The organism is Aurantiacibacter zhengii, assembly GCF_003584125.1.
Taxonomy (GTDB): domain Bacteria; phylum Pseudomonadota; class Alphaproteobacteria; order Sphingomonadales; family Sphingomonadaceae; genus Alteraurantiacibacter; species Alteraurantiacibacter zhengii.
This window is the reverse complement of record NZ_QXFL01000001.1, coordinates 370627-388655: the sequence shown is the minus strand read 5'-3', so window position 1 is coordinate 388655 and position 18029 is coordinate 370627. Positions and strand designations below refer to the sequence as shown.

19 protein-coding genes are annotated in these 18029 nt (G+C 65.6%); 9 read left to right on the top strand and 10 right to left on the bottom strand.

Going from position 1 to position 18029, the window contains the following annotated elements; translation table 11 throughout:
* Positions 1-4: 4 nt before the first annotated feature.
* Positions 5-2029: an NAD-dependent DNA ligase LigA gene (ligA, locus tag D2V07_RS01935; RefSeq protein ID WP_119584836.1), complete on the top strand. Its 2025-nt coding sequence runs from the start codon at positions 5-7 to the stop codon at positions 2027-2029.
* 1 nt (position 2030) lies between these two features.
* On the opposite strand, the gene D2V07_RS01930 is transcribed toward ligA, so the two are convergent.
* From D2V07_RS01930 to D2V07_RS01905, 6 genes are all read right to left on the bottom strand, one after another.
* Entirely contained in the window at positions 2031-2702 is a 672-nt protein-coding gene (locus D2V07_RS01930; protein WP_119584318.1) for an SDR family oxidoreductase, read from the bottom strand.
* Positions 2703-2783: 81 nt separating this feature from the next.
* Positions 2784-3119 (bottom strand): PilZ domain-containing protein, encoded by a 336-nt coding sequence (locus tag D2V07_RS01925; RefSeq protein WP_158586746.1) that lies wholly within the window; start codon positions 3117-3119, stop codon positions 2784-2786.
* 127 nt (positions 3120-3246) lie between these two features.
* Complete coding sequence (locus tag D2V07_RS01920; protein WP_119584316.1) at positions 3247-3951, bottom strand: DUF2459 domain-containing protein; 705 nt, start codon at positions 3949-3951, stop codon at positions 3247-3249.
* 11 nt (positions 3952-3962) lie between these two features.
* Positions 3963-4868: a 50S ribosomal protein L11 methyltransferase gene (locus D2V07_RS01915; protein ID WP_119584315.1), complete on the bottom strand. Its 906-nt coding sequence runs from the start codon at positions 4866-4868 to the stop codon at positions 3963-3965.
* A complete protein-coding gene (gene bla, locus D2V07_RS01910) occupies positions 4865-5794 on the bottom strand; it encodes a subclass B3 metallo-beta-lactamase (protein WP_199698710.1) in 930 nt (309 codons plus the stop codon). Before bla ends, D2V07_RS01915 begins: the two co-directional genes overlap by 4 nt.
* Positions 5784-6494 carry an SDR family NAD(P)-dependent oxidoreductase gene (locus D2V07_RS01905; RefSeq protein WP_119584314.1) on the bottom strand — a complete coding sequence of 237 codons (711 nt, stop codon included), beginning with the start codon at positions 6492-6494 and terminating at the stop codon, positions 5784-5786. The genes bla and D2V07_RS01905 overlap by 11 nt, the downstream gene beginning before the upstream one ends.
* A 181-nt stretch (positions 6495-6675) precedes the next feature.
* Here D2V07_RS01905 and sdhC point away from each other — a divergent pair, with 181 nt between their 5' ends.
* The 5 genes from sdhC to D2V07_RS01880 are packed head-to-tail and all read left to right on the top strand — an operon-like array spanning position 6676 to position 11010.
* Positions 6676-7056, top strand: a complete 381-nt coding sequence (sdhC, locus tag D2V07_RS01900) for a succinate dehydrogenase, cytochrome b556 subunit (protein WP_119584313.1) — start codon at positions 6676-6678, stop codon at positions 7054-7056.
* 15 nt (positions 7057-7071) lie between these two features.
* On the top strand, positions 7072-7461 hold the full coding sequence (gene sdhD / locus D2V07_RS01895) for a succinate dehydrogenase, hydrophobic membrane anchor protein (protein WP_119584312.1): 390 nt from the start codon (positions 7072-7074) through the stop codon (positions 7459-7461).
* Between the two features lies 1 nt (position 7462).
* Positions 7463-9295, top strand: coding sequence for a succinate dehydrogenase flavoprotein subunit (gene sdhA / locus D2V07_RS01890; RefSeq protein ID WP_199698709.1), 1833 nt, complete (start codon positions 7463-7465; stop codon positions 9293-9295).
* Positions 9295-9648, top strand: a complete 354-nt coding sequence (locus D2V07_RS01885; protein WP_119584311.1) for a DUF3703 domain-containing protein — start codon at positions 9295-9297, stop codon at positions 9646-9648. Before sdhA ends, D2V07_RS01885 begins: the two co-directional genes overlap by 1 nt.
* 42 nt (positions 9649-9690) lie before the next feature.
* The gene (locus D2V07_RS01880) at positions 9691-11010 is read left to right on the top strand and encodes a M20/M25/M40 family metallo-hydrolase (protein WP_119584310.1); all 1320 of its coding nucleotides are present in this window, start codon (positions 9691-9693) and stop codon (positions 11008-11010) included.
* A gap of 3 nt (positions 11011-11013) precedes the next feature.
* Here the strand turns inward: D2V07_RS01880 and D2V07_RS01875 are convergent, their stop codons facing one another.
* Positions 11014-11661, bottom strand: coding sequence for a peptidylprolyl isomerase (locus D2V07_RS01875; protein WP_119584309.1), 648 nt, complete (start codon positions 11659-11661; stop codon positions 11014-11016).
* A gap of 132 nt (positions 11662-11793) precedes the next feature.
* Here D2V07_RS01875 and creD point away from each other — a divergent pair, with 132 nt between their 5' ends.
* A complete protein-coding gene (creD, locus tag D2V07_RS01870; RefSeq protein WP_119584308.1) occupies positions 11794-13173 on the top strand; it encodes a cell envelope integrity protein CreD in 1380 nt (459 codons plus the stop codon).
* 34 nt (positions 13174-13207) lie between these two features.
* Here the strand turns inward: creD and D2V07_RS01865 are convergent, their stop codons facing one another.
* Both D2V07_RS01865 and D2V07_RS01860 read right to left on the bottom strand, forming a co-directional pair.
* Complete coding sequence (locus tag D2V07_RS01865) at positions 13208-13771, bottom strand: ATP-dependent Clp protease proteolytic subunit (RefSeq protein ID WP_119584307.1); 564 nt, start codon at positions 13769-13771, stop codon at positions 13208-13210.
* Positions 13772-13806: 35 nt separating this feature from the next.
* The gene (locus D2V07_RS01860; protein WP_233548197.1) at positions 13807-15096 is read right to left on the bottom strand and encodes an alpha-hydroxy acid oxidase; all 1290 of its coding nucleotides are present in this window, start codon (positions 15094-15096) and stop codon (positions 13807-13809) included.
* Positions 15097-15186: 90 nt separating this feature from the next.
* Between D2V07_RS01860 and D2V07_RS01855 the strand changes: the two genes are divergently transcribed.
* Positions 15187-15591, top strand: coding sequence for a BlaI/MecI/CopY family transcriptional regulator (locus D2V07_RS01855; protein WP_119584306.1), 405 nt, complete (start codon positions 15187-15189; stop codon positions 15589-15591).
* Positions 15588-17396, top strand: a complete 1809-nt coding sequence (locus D2V07_RS01850; RefSeq protein WP_119584305.1) for a M56 family metallopeptidase — start codon at positions 15588-15590, stop codon at positions 17394-17396. The genes D2V07_RS01855 and D2V07_RS01850 overlap by 4 nt, the downstream gene beginning before the upstream one ends.
* Positions 17397-17403: 7 nt before the next feature.
* Here the strand turns inward: D2V07_RS01850 and D2V07_RS01845 are convergent, their stop codons facing one another.
* On the bottom strand, positions 17404-18027 hold the full coding sequence (locus tag D2V07_RS01845; protein ID WP_199698708.1) for a hypothetical protein: 624 nt from the start codon (positions 18025-18027) through the stop codon (positions 17404-17406).
* Positions 18028-18029: the final 2 nt, after the last annotated feature.

The following is an 18029-nucleotide window of genomic DNA, read 5'->3' as shown; positions in this document are numbered from 1 at the left end:
ACTGATGCGGCTGGCCAGGCAGATCGCGCATCACAACCGGCTCTACCACGCGGAGGACGATCCGGAGATTTCCGACGCCGAGTACGACGCGCTGGTACGGCGCAATGCCGAACTGGAAGAGCAGTTTCCGCACCTTGTCCGTGAGGATTCGCCCAGCAAAGCGGTGGGCCACGAAATTGCCGCATCGCCCCTGTCCAAGGTGAGTCACGAGGTTCGCATGATGAGCCTCGACAACGCCTTTTCCGACGAGGAGGTGGAGGACTTCGTTGCCCGCGTGCGGCGGTTCCTGTCGCTGGGAGAAGACGAGCCCGTTGCCTTCACGGCGGAGGACAAGATCGACGGGCTTTCCTGCTCGCTGCGTTACGAGAGCGGCAAGCTGGTGCTGGCCGCCACACGCGGCGATGGGCAGGTGGGCGAGAACGTTACGCCGAACGTCGCCCACATCGCCGATATTCCCCAGCAGCTTGTCGGTGACAAGGTGCCCGACGTGTTCGAGGTGCGCGGCGAAGTTTACATGGCGAAACAGGATTTTGCTGCGCTCAATGCTGCGCAGGAAGAGGCGGGCGAAAAGCTATTCGCCAACCCCCGCAATGCCGCCGCCGGGTCGCTGCGGCAGAAGGACGCCAGCGTCACCGCCCGCCGCCCCTTGCGCTTCTGGGCGCACGGCTGGGGCGCGGCCAGCCACGTTCCCGGCGATACCCAGCTCGAAGTGATGCGGCAGATCGAGAGGTGGGGGCTGCCCATTTCTCCCGACCTGAAATTGTGCAGTGATGTGAAGGCTATGCTGCACCATTATCGCAGCATTTCCGAAGGGCGTGTTGGCCTGCCTTACGAGATCGACGGCGTTGTCTACAAGGTCGACCGGCTCGACTGGCAGAAGCGGCTCGGCTTCGTGGCGAAGGCGCCGCGCTGGGCGCTGGCGCACAAGTTCCCTGCCGAGCAGGCCGAGACGACGCTGGAGTCCATCGACATCCAGGTTGGCCGCACGGGCAAGCTGACTCCGGTCGGGCGACTGGCCCCGGTGCTGGTGGGCGGGGTGACCGTCACCAATGTGACCTTGCACAACCGTGACGAGATCGAGCGGCTTGGCGTGCGTCCGGGCGACCGCGTGGTGATCCAGCGCGCGGGCGATGTCATCCCGCAGGTGGTGGAGAACCTGACCCGCGACGCGGAGCGGCCTGCCTTCCACTTTCCCGCCGAGTGCCCCGTGTGCGGTTCCGAAGCGGTGAGCGAGGAAGGCGAGGTCGACGTGCGCTGCACCGGTGGCCTCATCTGCAAGGCGCAGCAGTACGAGCGGCTGAAGCACTTCGTCAGCCGCGCCGCGCTGGATATCGAGGGGATGGGCGAGAAGACCATCGCCGAATTCATGGAGCGCGGCTGGCTGGACAACGGCCCTGCCGACATCTTCCGCCTGCACCGCAAGCGCGACGAGATCCTGGCGCTGGAAGGCTGGAAGGAGAAGTCGGTCGACAACCTCATCGCCAGCATCGAGGCCAAGCGCGAGCCCGATGCCGCGCGCCTGCTGTTCGGCCTCGGCATTCGCCACGTCGGGGCGGTGACGGCGCGCGACCTGATGAAGAACTTCCACGAACTGCCGGCCCTGCGGGAAACGGCGCAGCACGCGCGGGCGGGCGACGAGGAGGCGGCGGCCTCGCTCACGAGCATCGACGGCATTGGCGGGGCCGTGGTGGAAGCGCTGGGCGACTTCTTCCACGAGGAGCACAACCGCACCGTGTGGGACGACCTGCTCTCCGAAGTCTCCCCGCCGCGATACGAGGTGGAAACGCTGGACAGCCCCGTCGCGGGCAAGACCGTGGTGTTCACCGGCAAGCTGGAGACCATGAGCCGCGACGAAGCCAAGGCGCAGGCCGAGCGCCTGGGGGCCAAGGCCAGCGGATCGGTCAGCGCCAAGACCGACCTGCTTGTGGCAGGTCCGGGCGCGGGATCGAAGCTGAAGAAGGCCGCCGAACTGGGGATCGAGGTGATCGACGAAGCAGGCTGGGCCGAAATCGTGGCGGCGGCGGGCTAGCCTAGTCGTTCGGCATCAGGTGGATTTCGCGCACGCATGACGTGTCGCGCTGTCCGAGGGCGAAGACGACGGCATCGGCGATGTCGCGCGGTTGCAGCTTGGTTGGCTTGGCCTCGTCGAAGAAGGCTGTGTCCACCATGCCGGGCGTGATGACGGTGCAGCGACCGCCCCATTCGCGCATCTCCTCCGCCAGGTTGCCGGCGAAGCCTTGCACGAACCACTTGGTAGCGCTGTAGATGGAACCCTGCATGTGGTCGCGCCCGGCCTTGGACCCGGTGACGACGAACGTCCCCTTGGTCTTGCGCAGGTGCGGAATGGCGGCGTGGGCGGTGTAGAGCACGGCGAGGATGTTGAGATGGATCATGTCGTGCCATTCTTCCGGGTCGCCTTTTTCCACGCCGGGATTGTCCACGCCCTTTCCGGCGTTGGCGAAAACCGCATCCAGCCCGCCAAAATGATCGACCGCCTTCGCAATCGCCGCGTTCAGCGCATCGCGATCGGTGACGTCGCACGGCAGTGCCAGCGCGGCATCGCCGATATCGCCTGCCAGCGTGTTCAGCTTGTCTTCGGAACGGGCCAGCAGGGCCACGTTCCAGCCGTTTTCGGCGGCAGCGCGGGCGGTTGCCTCGCCGATCCCGCTGGAGGCGCCGGTGATGAGCAGGGTCTTGGTCATGGAAACTTCTCTTGCATCGTAGGGATGATGCAAGGGTAATGGCCGGCGGGGCGGGGAGGTTCCTGCCAGCTCGGCGTCAGGTCAGCCCGGCGTTCCGCCTGGATTGTCGATGTTACCCCTGCCCAGATCGCGCAGGTCGAAATGGGTGCGGATATGATCCAACACCGCGGGATAGAGCGGGTTGTTGAAGCGGATGCCGGCATAGGGCCGGTCCTGCCAGCGCACCGTGGCATCTACCGGTCCGACGGGGCCGATCTTGATGGTAACCCCCAGATCGGGCGAGAGAAAGCCCATGCGATCCAGGATACGGCAGCCGCGTTCCGACAGGTCCACGATCGTCACCTCGCGCTTGCCGGTTCCGGTGCGCAGCGTGCCCATGATGGAAATATCATGCCGCTCGACACTGCGTTCGCCCATGCAATTGCCCCATCTCGTGCTGTGTATCGCGAAAGTAACCATACAGGATATGCTGCACTGCGACAATGCAAGTTTGCCCAGGTGTTACTGCGCTAATAACCCTGATGTTTAACCATGATCGGGCGGCTTAATCGGGCGGGGCAGGCTCCGGTATCCATTCCATCACCCCGCCGGCAAACGGGGTCCACAGTCCCATTTCGATGCCCGCTTCGGCCAGCGTGTTACCGACCCATGTGTTGCAGGTGTTGGCGAGTGAGTAGCTGCCCTTCGCCTCGTAATAGGCATCGTCGACGTAAGTGCCGGTCAGGACCGGGCGGTCCTCTCCCTCGGCAACTTCGGGCAGCGCGCGTTCGATGGCGGCGACGAGGCGCGCGTACTGCGCCTGTGTGATGGTAACCGGGCGATGGTTCGGGCTGGGGGCGGGGCGCACGTAATGGCTTACCCGCATCAGCGCATCGCCGCCTGTCGTCGCAATGCGCAGCGCGGTACTGGCTTTCAGGTCGCCCCAGGTCGGCACGTTCAGGAAGACCTCGCGCTCGCCCCAGCCAAGTGAAAGGTGCGTCGGATATCGACCGTAGGCATCGCGCCGCGCAGCGCTGGGCAAGCTCTCGCGCCAGTCTTTCGTCGCGGTGACGATGGGCACGATGATGCCGGTGTGGGTACCGTTGGTCTCCACCATGATCTGAACCGTTTCCGACGTTTCCCCCGTCGCTGCGACCGTTTCGTGGCGGGGGATCGAACTGCCGATCCAGGCTGCCAGCGGATAGCCGACGGCCAGCGCTACCAGCACGGCCAGTATCGCCAGCCCCGCGCGCAGCAGGCGGCGAACCACTGGCGATCGCGTTACCTCAGAAACCGACGCCGCAGCCACAGGATGCTCCAGTCGCCATTGACGATGCGCCGGTGCACGCGAAAACCGGCCTTGAGATAAGCGGCCCGCACCGTTCTTTCCTGCCTTTCCAGCAGCCCCGCCAGCAGCACGCTGCCGCGCGGCGAGACAGCATCCGCGAAATCGTGCGCCATCGCGATCAGCGGTCCGGCCAGGATGTTCGCGATCAGCAGGTCGTAAGGCGCGCGCGCCTGCAACGAGGGATCGTCCATGCCATCGGCGATAACCATGGCCAGTTCGCCGCGCTCCGTGCCCAGCGGAATGTCATTCATGTCGCAGTTGCCGATCACCGCGGGCTCGCACACCGGATCGATATCGCTGGCAACGGCATGGGCCAGCGGCCACAGGTCCATGGCGGCAAAGGCCAGCAGGCCGGTACCGGTGCCGATATCCGCCACGCTTCGCGGCGTGAGACCCTGGCGCTTCATGATGTCGAGCATTTCCAGGCAGCCCGCCGTGGTTTCGTGTTGACCGGTGCCAAAGGCCTGCGCGGCAGGAATCACGAATTCGGTCAGCGAGGGGTCGCCCAGCGGCTTGTGATCGGGGGTGCGTACGCGGAACCGACCGGCACGGATCGGGTTCACGCCCTTCTGGCTTTCGCTCACCCAGTCGGTGTCCGGCAGCTTTTCCGCCAGGATCGGCGGCACGGGCTCGTCGAAAAGCTCGTGCAGGGCGGCACGCTCGGCATCGTTCGGCTCACCGGGAGTATAGGCCTCCAACCGCCACACCTCGGGCTGCTTGGGATCGACCTCGTAGGCGGTAAGGACGATATTCTCGTCCCAACCGATGATTTCTTCGCGCCTGTCCAGCGCTTCCTCGACTCGCTCTTTCGTAGCAAGGGCGGATAGCTTCCAGCTCATTGCGTCCCCTCTCGGGCCAGCCGATCATCCAGCCTTGCCCCCCTGTCGGCGGCATAACTGGCGCAATTCGCGCCACTTTGCCAGTCGCTTGCCAGCAATTTGTCACGCATGCCGCTGGCCGAGGGGTGGGGGGTGAGCAGGATGTCGCAGTCCAGGGCGGCCAGGCGGGCCAGTCCATCGCGATAGGCCTGCACGTATTCGGCATGGTCGGAAAACCTGTAATTGTCGGCGCTGACGGCGGAAAGGCTGTCGGCATAGACGATGGTCTTGCACTCGCCCGCCTCGCAGCTTTCCCACTGCCATGTCAGCGCGCCCGGCGTGTGGCCGGGAGTGGCAATCGGCATGAAGCGCAGGCCGGCGATCTCCACCGCCTGTCCAGGCGTTACCGCGGATACGGCCCGGCCTGGAACCGGGGTCATCGGATCGTGCATGCCGTATTGCGGATCGTTCGCTGCGGCCATGCCGGTTTCCAGCACCGGCAGCGCCTGCGGGGATGTAAGAATGCGCGCGCCGCTGTTCTGGTGCACCCACCACAGGCCGCCGACATGATCGAAGTGTTCGTGGCTGGTCAGCACGGCGCGCAGGTTTTCCGGCTGGAAGCCAAGCGTGCGAATGTTGCTCAGCACCACGCGTGCGCCGTTGCGGGTGCCGCTGTCGATCAGCACGTGGCCTGCCGGTCCTGCAATCAGTATCGCGGATATGCCGCAGGTGCCGACGTGGTAGGTGTCTCCGTAAACGTGGAACGGGCGGGCGCGCTTGTCCCAGTCGTCCCAGTCGGTGCAGTCCTGCGCCCATGCCGTGCCGCTGTCCGCACCGGCGCGGGCGGCATCGAGCGTGGCCATGCTGGCGGAAGGGACAGGCGGCTGCGGGGCGACGCAGGCGGCCAGCAACAGGCTCGCCAGCGCGGCGGCCCATTTACCGCACATAACTGGCGCCGTTGGCATCGATTACCGCGCCGGTCATGCTGGGTGGCGCGTCGAGGCTGCAGAACACGGCGATGTCTGCAATCTCCTCCGGCTCTGCCACGCGGCCCAGCGGGATATCGGCCAGCAGTCCTTCGCCCCCGCGACTGTCGAGGTAGTCGCCTGCCATCGATGTGTCGGTGAACCCCGGCGTGATGGCGAAGGAAAGGATGCCTTCGGCGGCATAGCCGCGCGCGATGGTCTTGTGCATGGCCACCATGCCGCCCTTGGCCGCGGCATAATGCCAGTGCGCGGGCGAGTCCCCGCGATAGGCAGCGCGGCTGGCGATATGGACGATGCGCCCGCCGCAGCCGCGATCCTGCCAGTGGCGCACGGCAAAGCGGCTGAGCTGCGCTGCGGCAGTCAGGTTGATGCGCAGCGTATCCTCCCACCGGTCCAGCCATTCGATGTCGCTGGCGTGCAGCGGGATCTGCTCGAACAGGCCGGCATTGTTGACAAGCACGTCGATACGGCCATCCAGCCGGTCCAGCGCCTCTTCCCACAGCATCTGCGGGGCAGGGGGATCGGCGAAGTCCGCGGCGATCGTGCGCGAATCGATTTCGCGGGTGGCGTGTCCCATGACGTTGCAGCCCCGCTCCGCCAGCTGGTCTGCAATCGCCTGTCCGATACCTCGGCTGCTGCCGGTGACGAGAATGTTGGTCATGGATCAGGGTCATAGCGGGGGGAACCCTGCGGGGAAAGTCCGCGCGAGCGCGCCGTCGGCGTTGGGACCGATATCGGGAGAAATCTGCCCGATATGGCCGAAGGGCCGCTTGTCACGCGCGCCACAATCGCTAGAGGGAGGGCACGAACTTTGGGCTCTAACTCACGCAATGGGACGCTAAATGGCCAACCGCCCGCTATCACCGCACCTGCAAATCTGGAAATGGGGACCGCACATGGCGGTATCCATCCTGCACCGCGTATCGGGGGATGGCATGGCCATCGTCGGGCTGGGCGTGCTGCTGTGGTGGCTGGGGGCGCTGGCTGGCGGGCCGGAAGCTTACGAGACGTTCCACACCCATGCCTCCGCCTGGTATGGCAAGGTGGTGCTGATCGGCCTGACCTGGGCCTTCTTCACCCACATGTGCTCTGGCCTGCGCCACTTCGTGCTGGACCTTGGCGCGGGCTACGAACTGGATACCAACCGCACCTGGTCGGTCATTTCGATGGTCGGCGGCGTCGTGCTGACGGCGGTCTTCTGGGCCCTGATCCTGCTGGCTTGATAGGGACGAAACACCATGGGTAACGGAACTTCCATCGGCCGCGTGCGCGGCCTCGGCGCAGCCCACCAGGGTCCGCATCACTGGCTGATGCAGCGCTTCACCGCGGTCGGTAACCTCGTGACGGTGCTGTTCCTCGGCGTGTCGCTGGCGTTACTGGGCGACTATTCGTACGCCAGCGTTGCGGGCTGGCTGTCCGCCCCGCTGCCTGCCTTCATGGTGGCGCTGCTGGTGGTGTCCACCTTCTGGCACGCGCGGCTGGGCTTGCAGGTCCTTATCGAGGATTACCTGCACGAATCCGGCACAAAGTTCGCCGCCATTCTCGCCTTGAACATCGCCAGCTTTGCAGGCGCCGCATTCGGCCTGTTCTGCATCGCTCGCCTCGCCTTCTCCGCAGGAGCTGCCTGACATGGCACATAAAGCCACCTTCGAAATCAACGGCAAAGCCTACCCGATCATCGACCACACCTATGACGTGGTCGTGGTGGGCGCGGGCGGCTCGGGCCTGCGCGCGACCATGGGCGCGGCAGAAGCGGGCCTGAAGACGGCCAACATTTCCAAGGTCTTCCCCACCCGTTCGCACACGGTGGCAGCGCAGGGCGGCATCGCCGCTTCGCTGGGCAACAATACGCCCGATCACTGGCAGTGGCACATGTACGACACCGTGAAGGGTGCCGACTGGCTGGGCGACCAGGACGCCATCGAATACCTTGCACGCGAAGCCCCGCAGGCGGTTTACGAGCTGGAGCACGCGGGCGTGCCGTTCAGCCGTAACGAGGACGGCACGATCTACCAGCGCCCCTTTGGCGGGCACATGCAGAACATGGGCGAAGGCCCGCCGGTGCAGCGCACCTGCGCCGCGGCTGACCGCACCGGCCACGCCATGCTGCACGCGCTCTACCAGCAGAGCCTGAAGTATAGCGCAGATTTCTATATCGAATACTTCGCCATCGACCTGATCATGAAGGACGGCGCCTGCGTCGGCGTGCTCGCCATGTGCCTGGACGATGGTTCGATCCACCGTTTCCGCAGCCACGGCGTGGTGCTGGCAACGGGCGGCTATGGCCGCTGTTACTTCACCGCCACCAGCGCCCACACCTGCACGGGTGACGGCGGCGGCATGGTGCTGCGCGCCGGCCTGCCATTGCAGGACATGGAATTCGTGCAGTTCCACCCCACCGGCATCTACGGCGCGGGCGTGCTGATTACAGAGGGCGCACGCGGGGAGGGCGGCTACCTCACCAATTCCGAGGGCGAGCGGTTCATGGAACGCTATGCCCCCAGTGCGAAGGACCTCGCCAGCCGCGATGTCGTATCGCGCTCGATGGCGCTGGAAATGCGCGAAGGGCGCGGCGTGGGGCCGGACAAGGATCACATTCACCTGCACCTCGATCACATCGATCCCAAGGTGCTGGCCGAACGCCTTCCCGGCATCACCGAAAGCGGCAAGATCTTTGCCGGCGTCGACCTGACGCGCCAGCCGCTGCCGGTCACCCCGACGGTGCATTACAACATGGGCGGCATCCCCTGTAACTACCACGGCGAAGTCGTGACCATTGGCGCAGACGGCAATCCCGATACCGTGGTGCCCGGCCTGTTCGCCGTGGGCGAGGCGGCCTGCGTTTCGGTGCACGGGGCGAACCGCCTGGGTTCGAACTCGCTGATCGACCTCGTGGTGTTCGGCCGCGCGACCGGCTTCCGCCTGAAGGAACTGATCACGCCGGGCCAGAGCCACGACGAACTCGCACCCGACAGCGCCGATTTCGCGCTTGGCCGTCTCGACCACTTCCGCCACGCCGATGGCGGATCGCCCACCGCAGCGGTGCGTGCCGAGATGCAGAAGACGATGCAGAAGCACGCCGCCGTGTTCCGCGACAGCGAGCTGATGGCAGCGGGCGTCAAGTCGCTGGCCGAGACCAACAAGCGCATGCAGGACATCAAGGTCAGCGACCGCTCGCTGATCTGGAACAGCGATCTGATCGAGACGCTGGAACTCGACAACCTGATGGCGCAGGCCGTGGTGACGATGTCCAGCGCGGAAAACCGCAAGGAAAGCCGCGGCGCTCACGCGCACGAGGATTTCCCCGATCGCAACGATGCCGAGTGGATGAAGCACACCGCAGCTTGGTTCGAAGGCTGGGGCGGCAAGGGCGGTGACGTGAAGATCGACTACCGCCCGGTCCACGAATACACGCTGACCGACGACATCAAGTACATCGAGCCGAAGAAACGGGTGTATTGATGGACAACCGCCGCCTTCGCCGCTTCGTCCGCGAAGAGTTGGCGGAGGCTGGCCGGTTGGAACGCGAAGGACGGGTGAACGATGCGTTCGCTCGGCTGGAGCGGGCGCATATCCTCAGCCAGTATTCTACCCGCGATCATGTGGCGGTGCATGTGGCGATGCTGTGCTGGGCATGGCGGCAAGGTAGCGGGCGCGAAATGTTCGGACAGGTCGTTCGCATTATCGGTGCAGCTACCAAGACCGCGGTCGGCTGGATTCCCGAAGGCAACACGGGCGGTGCCGAGGTCAGCCCATTTCGCCCGATGCCGGTGCCGGATGATCTGGCGGCGATTATTGCTCGATCGCGGGACTGACTGCGCACTTGCCGACAGCCGGGGCTCGGCTAACCTTCACGGATGTCTTCTCGAATCGCCAGCGGGCTGCTTGTCGGCTCCGCCATCGCCCTTTCTGCCCCCGCACACGCGCAGATCACCCCTGCCGAACAGGTGATGATCCAGAGCGTGGAAGCGAGTTTCGAGAACGATGTCGCCCTTCTCGAAGCCATAACCAACGTCAATTCCGGCACCTACAACCATGACGGCGTGCGCGAAGTCGGGCAGATGCTCATGCCCGAATTCGAGGCGCTGGGCTTCGATGTGGAGTGGATCGACCAGAGCCATGTCGACCGCGCCGGACACCTCTTTGCGCGCCGCGAGGGGGATCCGGATAGCACCCGCATCCTGATGATCGGCCATATTGACACCGTGTTCGAACCGGACTCGCCATTCCAGCAATTCGTCCGCGACGGGGACACTGCCACCGGGCCGGGGGTGGTCGATGACAAGGGCGGTATCGTCGTGATCCTTTCCTCCCTGCGCGCCATGCAGGCGGCGGGCACGCTTGACGGTGCCAACATCGTCGTCGCGCTGACGGGGGACGAGGAGGATGCGGGCGATCCGATCGCACAATCGCGTCAGCACCTGATCGAGGCGGGCCAGTGGGCCGACGTGGCGCTGGGGTTCGAGGGGCTCTCGGTGGTGGATGGGCGCGACATGGGCGTGGTCGCGCGGCGTTCGTCGAACAGCTGGACGCTGACGACCACGGGCCGCACCGGCCATTCCTCGCGCGTGTTCAGCGAAGGGTCGGGATACGGCGCGATTTACGAGATGGCGCGCATCCTCGATGGCTTCCGCACGCAGTTGCCGGAAGAGAACCTGACCTACAATGTGGGTTTCATGGCCGGCGGCACCCCCGCCGCGCTGGGGGATGACAACCTCTCGGCCGCGGGCAGCGGCAAGACCAACATCATCCCCTCCGACGCCGTGGCGCGCGGCGATCTGCGTACCTTGACCCAGGAACAGACCGATCGCGCGGTTGCCGCGATGCAGGCCATTGTCGATGCCAACCTGCCCGGCACCGATGCGACGATAGAGTTCGAGTTCAGTTACCCGCCGATGTCGCCGACCGAGGGAAGCAGCGCGCTGCTGGCCCGGCTGAACGCGATCAACGCGGACATGGGGCTGGGTGAAATGGGCATCTATCCGCCCGCCCTGCGCGGGGCCGCCGATATCAGCTTCGTCGCGCCCTATGCCGACGGGCTGGCGGGCATGGGCCCGGATGGATCGGGCAGCCATGCGGTGGGCGAGAGCGCGGACCTGCGCAGTTTCACGCGGCAGGCGCAGCGGGCCGCGATCCTGATGAGCAGGCTGGCGGCAGAAACCCCGGCGCGGGACTGAACCCTATTCGGCTTGCGCGCTTTCGGTAACGACGCGCGCTTCCACGATTTCCACCGGCTCTGCCAGCATCTGGCCCTTCATCCAGCCTTCGCCCTTGTCCGGATCGACCGGCGCGGCATGGATCGCTTCCACTACGTCCATCCCGTCGATGACGTAGCCGAACACGGCATAGCCGTTGCGCCAAACAGGGTCATCGGCATCTGGCTTGGCGTCCAGGCCGGTCTGGTCGCCCAGCATGATCGAGAAGTCGCCGTTGGCAGTGCCCGGCTCCCCCATCGCCATCGATAACGCGCCGCGCGTGTGGCTCAGGCCGGTCAGCGTCGTTGGCTCGTGCTCGATGCCCGGCAGCACCCTGTCGGGTTCCCACTGCGTACCGCCCTGGATCAGGCCGTTGGGCTGGTCTCCCCAGTCGAGCGGCATCGCGCGGTAGAACACCGTGCCGTCGAAGCGGTCCTCCTCCACGTAGCGCAGGAAATTGCCCGCTGTGATTGGCGCGCGCTCTGTCTCCAGCGCGATCACGATGTCGCCCATGGTGGTTTCCAGCACCACGTTCGTGGTTTCGTACTGCGGCTCTGGCGGCGTTTCAGGCGCGTCCTGGGCAGACAGCGGCGCGGCGAGCAAGGCGAGGGCAACGGCGAATCGTTTCAGCATGCCGGGCACCCTGCAACGCCATGCGTGCGGCGGCAACAGACGAGCCCTCGCGGGCGCGCGCGAGTTCACCAGACATTCAGTTCGTCGCTACCAGAGAACGGTTCACCGCAATTATCGGATGGAGACGAAGCGATGAGACGTGAACGAAGCCCCGGAACGAAACTGATGCTGGCGGGCCTTGCCGCAGCGGTGCTGATCGTGCCGCTGCTGATGGTCTATGCGCTGGTGTACGACCGGGAGAACCGGTCCGAGCAGGCGCAGGCGCAGATCGCGCAGGGGTGGGGCGGTCCGCAGACCGTCACCGGTCCGCTGCTGGTCATCCCCTACCTCACCCAGGTCGTGCAGGCAGAGACGGTGGACGGCGTTGTACGCGAACGGCGGCAGCAAGTGCGGCGTGAGCTGTTCGTTTCCCCGCAGCGTCAGACCATCGCCACCCGGCTCGATCCCGATCGCAAGGGCTACGCCATCTATCAGAGCGTCGTCTATTCCGGCGCGTTGGAGGGCACGGCTCGCTATGCCCTCACCAGCGAGCTGGACCGGTTCGATATAACGCAGGAGGACCTGCTGTTTGACGAGGCCGAACTGCGCTTCGGCATTTCCGACACGCGCGGCCTGTCGGACGGTGCCAGCGTTTCCGCCGACGGCGAATCGCTGGACCTGCGCCCGGGCAATGGCCCGGCGGCCACCGGCGGATCGGGCTTCTCCGCGCCGGTTTCCGGCTGGGACGGTGAAGGCGCGCTGGATGCCAGCTGGAGCTATGGCCTGCGTGGCACGCGCGCTATCTCGCTGGTCCCGCGTGGCGGCGATACCGAGTGGCGGGTTACCTCGCCATGGCCGCATCCCAGCTTCACCGGCGGCTACCTGCCCGAACCATCGCAGTCCGAAACGGGAGAGGATGGCTTTACCGCGGTCTATCCCGGCATCACCAACCTGGCGCTGGGTCAGGGCCTGCTCGCCGTGACGGACCAGCCCGCCAGCCCCGCACCGGGCCAGTTTGGGGAGGCGGAAGCCAGCGCCGATCGCCCCGCCACAATCGGCCTGGTCGAGCCGGTCGATCTTTACAGCCAGGTGGACCGCGCGGTGAAGTACGGCTTCCTGTTCATCGGCTTCACCTTTGCCGCGCTGCTGATGTTCGACATCGTGGGCGGCGCCCGCGTGGCGACGGCGGAATACCTGCTGACAGGTGCGGGATTGGTGCTGTTCTTCGTGATGTTGTTGGCCTTTGCCGAGGTGATCGGCTTCGCGCTCGCCTACCTGGTGGCGGCAACCGCCATCATAGGACTGCTGACCGCTTACAGCGCGGCAATTCTGGGCACGTGGAAACGGGCAGGCTTCATCGGCGCAATGCTGGCCGGGCTCTACAGCGTGCTCTACGTGCTGCTGAACGAGGAGACCTACTCACTGGTAATCGGATCGCTGCTGCTGTTCGCTGCGCTGGCGGGCGTGATGTTCGCCACCCGCAAGGTCGACTGGTCCGCCGTGGGCCGGAATGAAGAAGACGCGCTCGCTTAGATCGCGGTCCGGGTAAACCGGGCGAAGGGCCGGGTCAGATCACTTCGGCGATCAGGCCCAGGTCCTTCGCCTCTTCGCAGCCGATATACCAGTTCTCCGGCGCGCGGTCGCGAACGTCCTCGAACGAAACGTTGCTGCCTTCCACGATGTCGCGGAAACCGGCTTCCTCGATTTCGATGGAATGTTCGATCTCGTTCAGCGCGCCTTTCAGTTGGTCGATACAGCTTTTCAGCGGGCCGGAGAGGTTGATCGTCTTGGCGATCTGCCGCTCGTGGATCAGCAGGCTGGAATCCTTGGTCATGAAACGATGGCTGACGGGGAACCCGGCCATGAAGGTCGCTCCGGCGGAATAGACCGCCGACTTGCCGAGGAAATAGATCTCGCGGCCCGGTTCGCGCAACAGGCGCACGTCGTCGGCCATGGTGCGGGCGACTTCCGGGTTACCGCCCAGCGTGGTGATGGCGACGACAAGCGGACCTTCCTTTGGCGCATTGGCCAGCTGGTCGCGAAATTCGGCGTACATCGCCTCGTCGACGCTGCCGATCAGGCGGAGCTGCGGGCTGGTGAGGACGGTCTTGCGCTTGCTTTCATCATTCATGCCCTTGCAACTGGCGCGGGGCAGGGGTGTTCCAGTCAGCGACTGCGCAAGTTGTCGCGCGAAAGCTCTGCCGGGCAGGTCTTGCCCATCAGTTTCATGGCGCGCTGGATTTCATCGGAGAGGATCGTGACCGCACGCTCCACGCCTTCCTCGCCCGCAGCGGCCAGCGCATAAAGGTAAAGCCGCCCGCCGCTCGCCGCCTTCGCGCCCATGCTCAGCGCCTTCACCACGTGGTTGCCCCGCGTCACGCCGCCGTCTAGGATCACTTCGACCCGGTCCCCCACGGCATCGACAATTTCGGCGAGCTGGTCGAACGGGGCGCGGCCGCCATCCATTTGCCGCCCGCCGTGGTTCGAGACCATGATGGCATCCACGCCCATGTCCGCCGCGCGCCGCGCATCGCCAACAGACATGATGCCCTTCAGGCAGAACATTCCGCCCCAGTCATTGCGCAGCCGCTCCGCCGCCTGCCAGTTGAGGCCGGGGTCGAGCATGGTGTTGAAATAGTCCTGTATCGAGATCGCCTTGCCGCTGCCCGCTTCCACGTAGGTGGAGAGGTTGGGCAGGTCGAACTTCTCGCGAAACAGGAAGTTCAGCGCCCATTTCGGGTGCCGGGCATAGCTGAGCACATTGGCCGGCGTGAAGCGGGGCGGGGTGGTGAAGCCGGTGCGCTTGCAGCGTTCGCGGTTGCCCGAAACGATGGTGTCCACCGTCAGCGCGATGGCATCGAACTTCGCCGCCTTTGCCCGCTCCACCAGTGCCGCGTTCAGGCCGCGATCCTTGTGGTAGTAGTATTGCAGCATCTTGGGGCCGCGCCAGCGCTCGCCCACTTCCTCTATACTGACGGTGGAGAGGCTGGAGATGCCGAACCAGAGCCCGTGCCGTTCGGCGACGGCGGCCACCGCGCGCTCCCCCTGCCAGTGAAAGATGCGCTGCAACGCCGTGGGGCTGAGCATCAGCGGCAGCGCAGTTTCGCGGCCCATGATCGTGGTGGCAAGGTCCAGCCTGTCCGCGCCCACCAGCACGTCCGGCACCAGGTCCACATCGGCAAATGCAGCGGTGTTACGCCGCCGCGTGGCCTCGTCATCGGCAGCGCCGTCGATGTAGTTGAAAACGGGAAAGGGCAGCCGCCGCCGCGCCAGTTCGCGAAAGTCCGCGATCTTGTGGCAATCGGAAAGCCGTCGCACGCGGTAATCGTCACGGTCTTTCACGAAATCTTCCCCATACCCGCGAGTGTGGCCCCGGCCAGCAGCCAGCCCTGCCATGGCCGGGATAGGCAGGCAATAGGACATGGCCGGGCCGGCGGCGGGGAAACGCGGGGCCACACCTTGCATTCACAGGCCATTCAGATTACAGGTGTAATCGTAGTGGCTACAAACGTAGTCGATCGCTTGAATCGTTCGGGGAGGACGAACATGACGACCAGAGTCGAAGACCAGCAGGGCGAAGCCGGCGGCGAGCGCATCAGCGACGCCGAACACGCGGTGATGGAAGCCCTGTGGAAACACAGCCCGCAGACCGCCGCCGAAGTGTGCGAGACCGTGTGCAAGGATCGCGGATGGTCCATGCCCACGGTCAAAACGCTGCTGTCCCGCCTTGTCCAGAAAGGCGCGCTGGCTACCCAGCCAGACGGTCGCCGTTTCCTCTATACGCCGCTGATAGCCCGTTCCGCCTACGTCGGCGGCGAATCGCGGCGGCTGGTCGATCGCCTGTTCGGTGGGCGTGCCGCGCCCCTGCTGGCGCACCTGGCGCAGGAGGAAGCGCTGAGCCAGGATGACATCGCCGAGATCGAACGGCTCCTGCGGGAGATGAAGAAATGACCGATCTTCTCGAGATGGGCTGGGCCGACTGGATGGTCGACACCTTCATTTACACCAGCCTGCTGATCGCGCTGGTCCTGCTGCTGCGCCGCCCGGTCTCGCGCTGGTGCGGTCCGCAGGTGGCCTATGCCCTGTGGGCGCTGCCTTTTCTGCGCTTCATCATGCCGCCGATCATTCTGCCTGCATGGATGGCCCCCGCAGAACCGGAAGCCGTCGCTGAGAGCGCCGCGCAGCCACTGATGGTGATCATTTCCGATCCGGCGCAGGCTGCTACCTCCACCCAGTCCGCCGCCACTGCACCGATGGTGGGCATCGCCGTTGCCGACCTGCTGCTGCCCTTGTGGATCGGCGGCGCGCTAATCTTCATCGGCTGGCGCGTGCGCGAATACGTGCTGATGCGCCGCGAACTGCTGGCGCAGGCGCGCCCGGTGGGCGATGCGGGCAAGGTGCGTCTGGTGGAAACGCCGGCGGTCTCCAGCCCGGTCGCCTTCGGTATTGCCGACAAGGTGGTGGCCCTGCCTCCTGCCTTCATGGCGCATTACGACATACAGGCCCGCGACATGGCCATCGCGCACGAGCTTGCGCACCATCGCGGCTACGATCTCGTTGCCAACATCGCGGCGCAGCCGCTGTTGGCCTTGCACTGGTTCAATCCGCTCGCCTGGTGGGGCTGGCGAGCGATGCGCAGGGACCAGGAGGCAGCATGCGATGCGCGCGTTGTCGCTGGCCGTGCGCGGTCCGAACGGGCGGCCTATGCCCAGGTGATTGCCGGTTTCGCGACCGGCGACCATCACCTGGCCCTGGCTGCTCCCATGGCTTGTCCGGTGCTTGGCGAGAAATCGATCATCCACCGATTGAGGAGCCTCACCATGTCCGAAATATCGTCCGGCCGTCGCCGCCTTGGCATCGCCGCCATCACCACCACCGCGCTGGCCCTGCCGCTGACGGCATCGATCAGCTACGCCGCCAGCGAAATGCCGCAGCCGCCCGCACCGCCAGAGGCGCCGCTGCCGCCGGAAGCACCGCTTCCCCCGCAGCCGCCGCTTCCGCCGCAGGCTCCCGATGCGCCCGAAGCGCCGTCTGTCGAGCATATGGATTCCGGCGAACATGTGATCGTACATATCGACGAAGATACCGGCGAACGCCGCGTGATCCGCCATCGCATCACTCGCAACGGCGATCCCGCATCCGAGGCCGAGTTCGAAGCGCAGATGGTAGCGCTGGAGCGCGAACTGGAAGCGCGCGGCGAGGAGATCGAGGCGCTCGTCGAACGCAGCCAGGACCGCGCCCGCCATGCGCGGGACCGGGCGGAACTGGCCCGCGAACGCAGCGAACACGCCCGCGCGCTGGCACTCGAGCTTGGCGAGGGCATCGATTGCGAAGGGGCAGAGGGCCGCCGCGTGATCGAACGTGAGCTAGCCGACGGTCGGAAAGCGACGATCGTGTGCGATACCAGCAGTTACGAACGCATGGCCAACAGCAGTGCCAAAGCCGGGCTGGAAGCTGCCATCATAGGCATTCGCGCAGGCCTTAGCGCCATTCGCGGCAATCCGGATATTCCCGCCGCCGACCGGGCCGAAGCCGAGCGCGGAATGCGCGAGGCCATCGAGGAAATCGAGCGCGAACTGCGCGATCTGCGCACCGAGGTAAGCCACAGCGGCGACGCATCCGCCGTGGCGCTGCGCTGGCAGGGCCGGATGGTCTCACCGGTGCAGGTGCGCGTGGAGCCGGCGTCGATCTCCTACGAAACCGACGAGGAATGCGACGAGGATCGACTGGACACCGTGCGGCTGACCAGCGCCTGAACGCTGATTAATCGACCGGCTGAACGACGGGGCGCGAGACATATTGCGTCCCGTCTTCGCCAACCGTGATCGTGAAATCGGGTTCCTCCGCCCGCGCAGCGTCAGCCTGCATTGCGGCCAGCATTTCCGATGGCATCGGGCGCGCCGGATAGGGGCAGCCGCGCGCTTCGCCCAGTCCCTTCAGGTAGGCGCGGCGCATCAGCCCGGCGGCAATTGCCTGGCGAAACTGGTATTCGTGCGCATTGGCGCCCGAAATCTCACGGATGATACCGCGAAAGGGGATGAACATGCCCACGGCCCGCTGCGCCACGCCGGTCACGGTCAGGCGGCGTTCTTCCTCGGTTTCCGTGTCGGCATCGTCGCCCAGCACCGCGTCGAGGTCGGCAATGCCGGTGCGGATGTTCTCGCAATCACCCAGCCCCTCGTTGGCGTAGGGGTTCTCGCGCGACCACAGCAGGATCGGCGGGATGGGGTCGCGCGTCAGGTTGAGGTCCGACAGCGGAGTCATGGCGACATCCATCGCGTCGGGATTGCGATCCGTCACGTCGTCTTGCGCCATGGCCGGGGCGGCGAGGGCAAGGATGGGCAGGGCAAGGATGGGCGGGGCGAGGAATCGTGCGACCGTTTTCATGT

Coding starts and splice junctions, on each gene's coding strand:
- ligA (WP_119584836.1), top strand. CDS start 5: ATGCGGCTGGCCAGGCAGATCGCGCATCACAACCGGCTCTACCACGCG.
- D2V07_RS01930 (WP_119584318.1), bottom strand. CDS start 2,702: ATGACCAAGACCCTGCTCATCACCGGCGCCTCCAGCGGGATCGGCGAG.
- D2V07_RS01925 (WP_158586746.1), bottom strand. CDS start 3,119: ATGGGCGAACGCAGTGTCGAGCGGCATGATATTTCCATCATGGGCACG.
- D2V07_RS01915 (WP_119584315.1), bottom strand. CDS start 4,868: ATGAGCTGGAAGCTATCCGCCCTTGCTACGAAAGAGCGAGTCGAGGAA.
- bla (WP_199698710.1), bottom strand. CDS start 5,794: ATGTGCGGTAAATGGGCCGCCGCGCTGGCGAGCCTGTTGCTGGCCGCC.
- D2V07_RS01905 (WP_119584314.1), bottom strand. CDS start 6,494: ATGACCAACATTCTCGTCACCGGCAGCAGCCGAGGTATCGGACAGGCG.
- sdhC (WP_119584313.1), top strand. CDS start 6,676: ATGGCCAACCGCCCGCTATCACCGCACCTGCAAATCTGGAAATGGGGA.
- sdhD (WP_119584312.1), top strand. CDS start 7,072: ATGGGTAACGGAACTTCCATCGGCCGCGTGCGCGGCCTCGGCGCAGCC.
- sdhA (WP_199698709.1), top strand. CDS start 7,463: ATGGCACATAAAGCCACCTTCGAAATCAACGGCAAAGCCTACCCGATC.
- D2V07_RS01885 (WP_119584311.1), top strand. CDS start 9,295: ATGGACAACCGCCGCCTTCGCCGCTTCGTCCGCGAAGAGTTGGCGGAG.
- D2V07_RS01880 (WP_119584310.1), top strand. CDS start 9,691: ATGTCTTCTCGAATCGCCAGCGGGCTGCTTGTCGGCTCCGCCATCGCC.
- D2V07_RS01875 (WP_119584309.1), bottom strand. CDS start 11,661: ATGCTGAAACGATTCGCCGTTGCCCTCGCCTTGCTCGCCGCGCCGCTG.
- creD (WP_119584308.1), top strand. CDS start 11,794: ATGAGACGTGAACGAAGCCCCGGAACGAAACTGATGCTGGCGGGCCTT.
- D2V07_RS01865 (WP_119584307.1), bottom strand. CDS start 13,771: ATGAATGATGAAAGCAAGCGCAAGACCGTCCTCACCAGCCCGCAGCTC.
- D2V07_RS01855 (WP_119584306.1), top strand. CDS start 15,187: ATGACGACCAGAGTCGAAGACCAGCAGGGCGAAGCCGGCGGCGAGCGC.
- D2V07_RS01850 (WP_119584305.1), top strand. CDS start 15,588: ATGACCGATCTTCTCGAGATGGGCTGGGCCGACTGGATGGTCGACACC.
- D2V07_RS01845 (WP_199698708.1), bottom strand. CDS start 18,027: ATGAAAACGGTCGCACGATTCCTCGCCCCGCCCATCCTTGCCCTGCCC.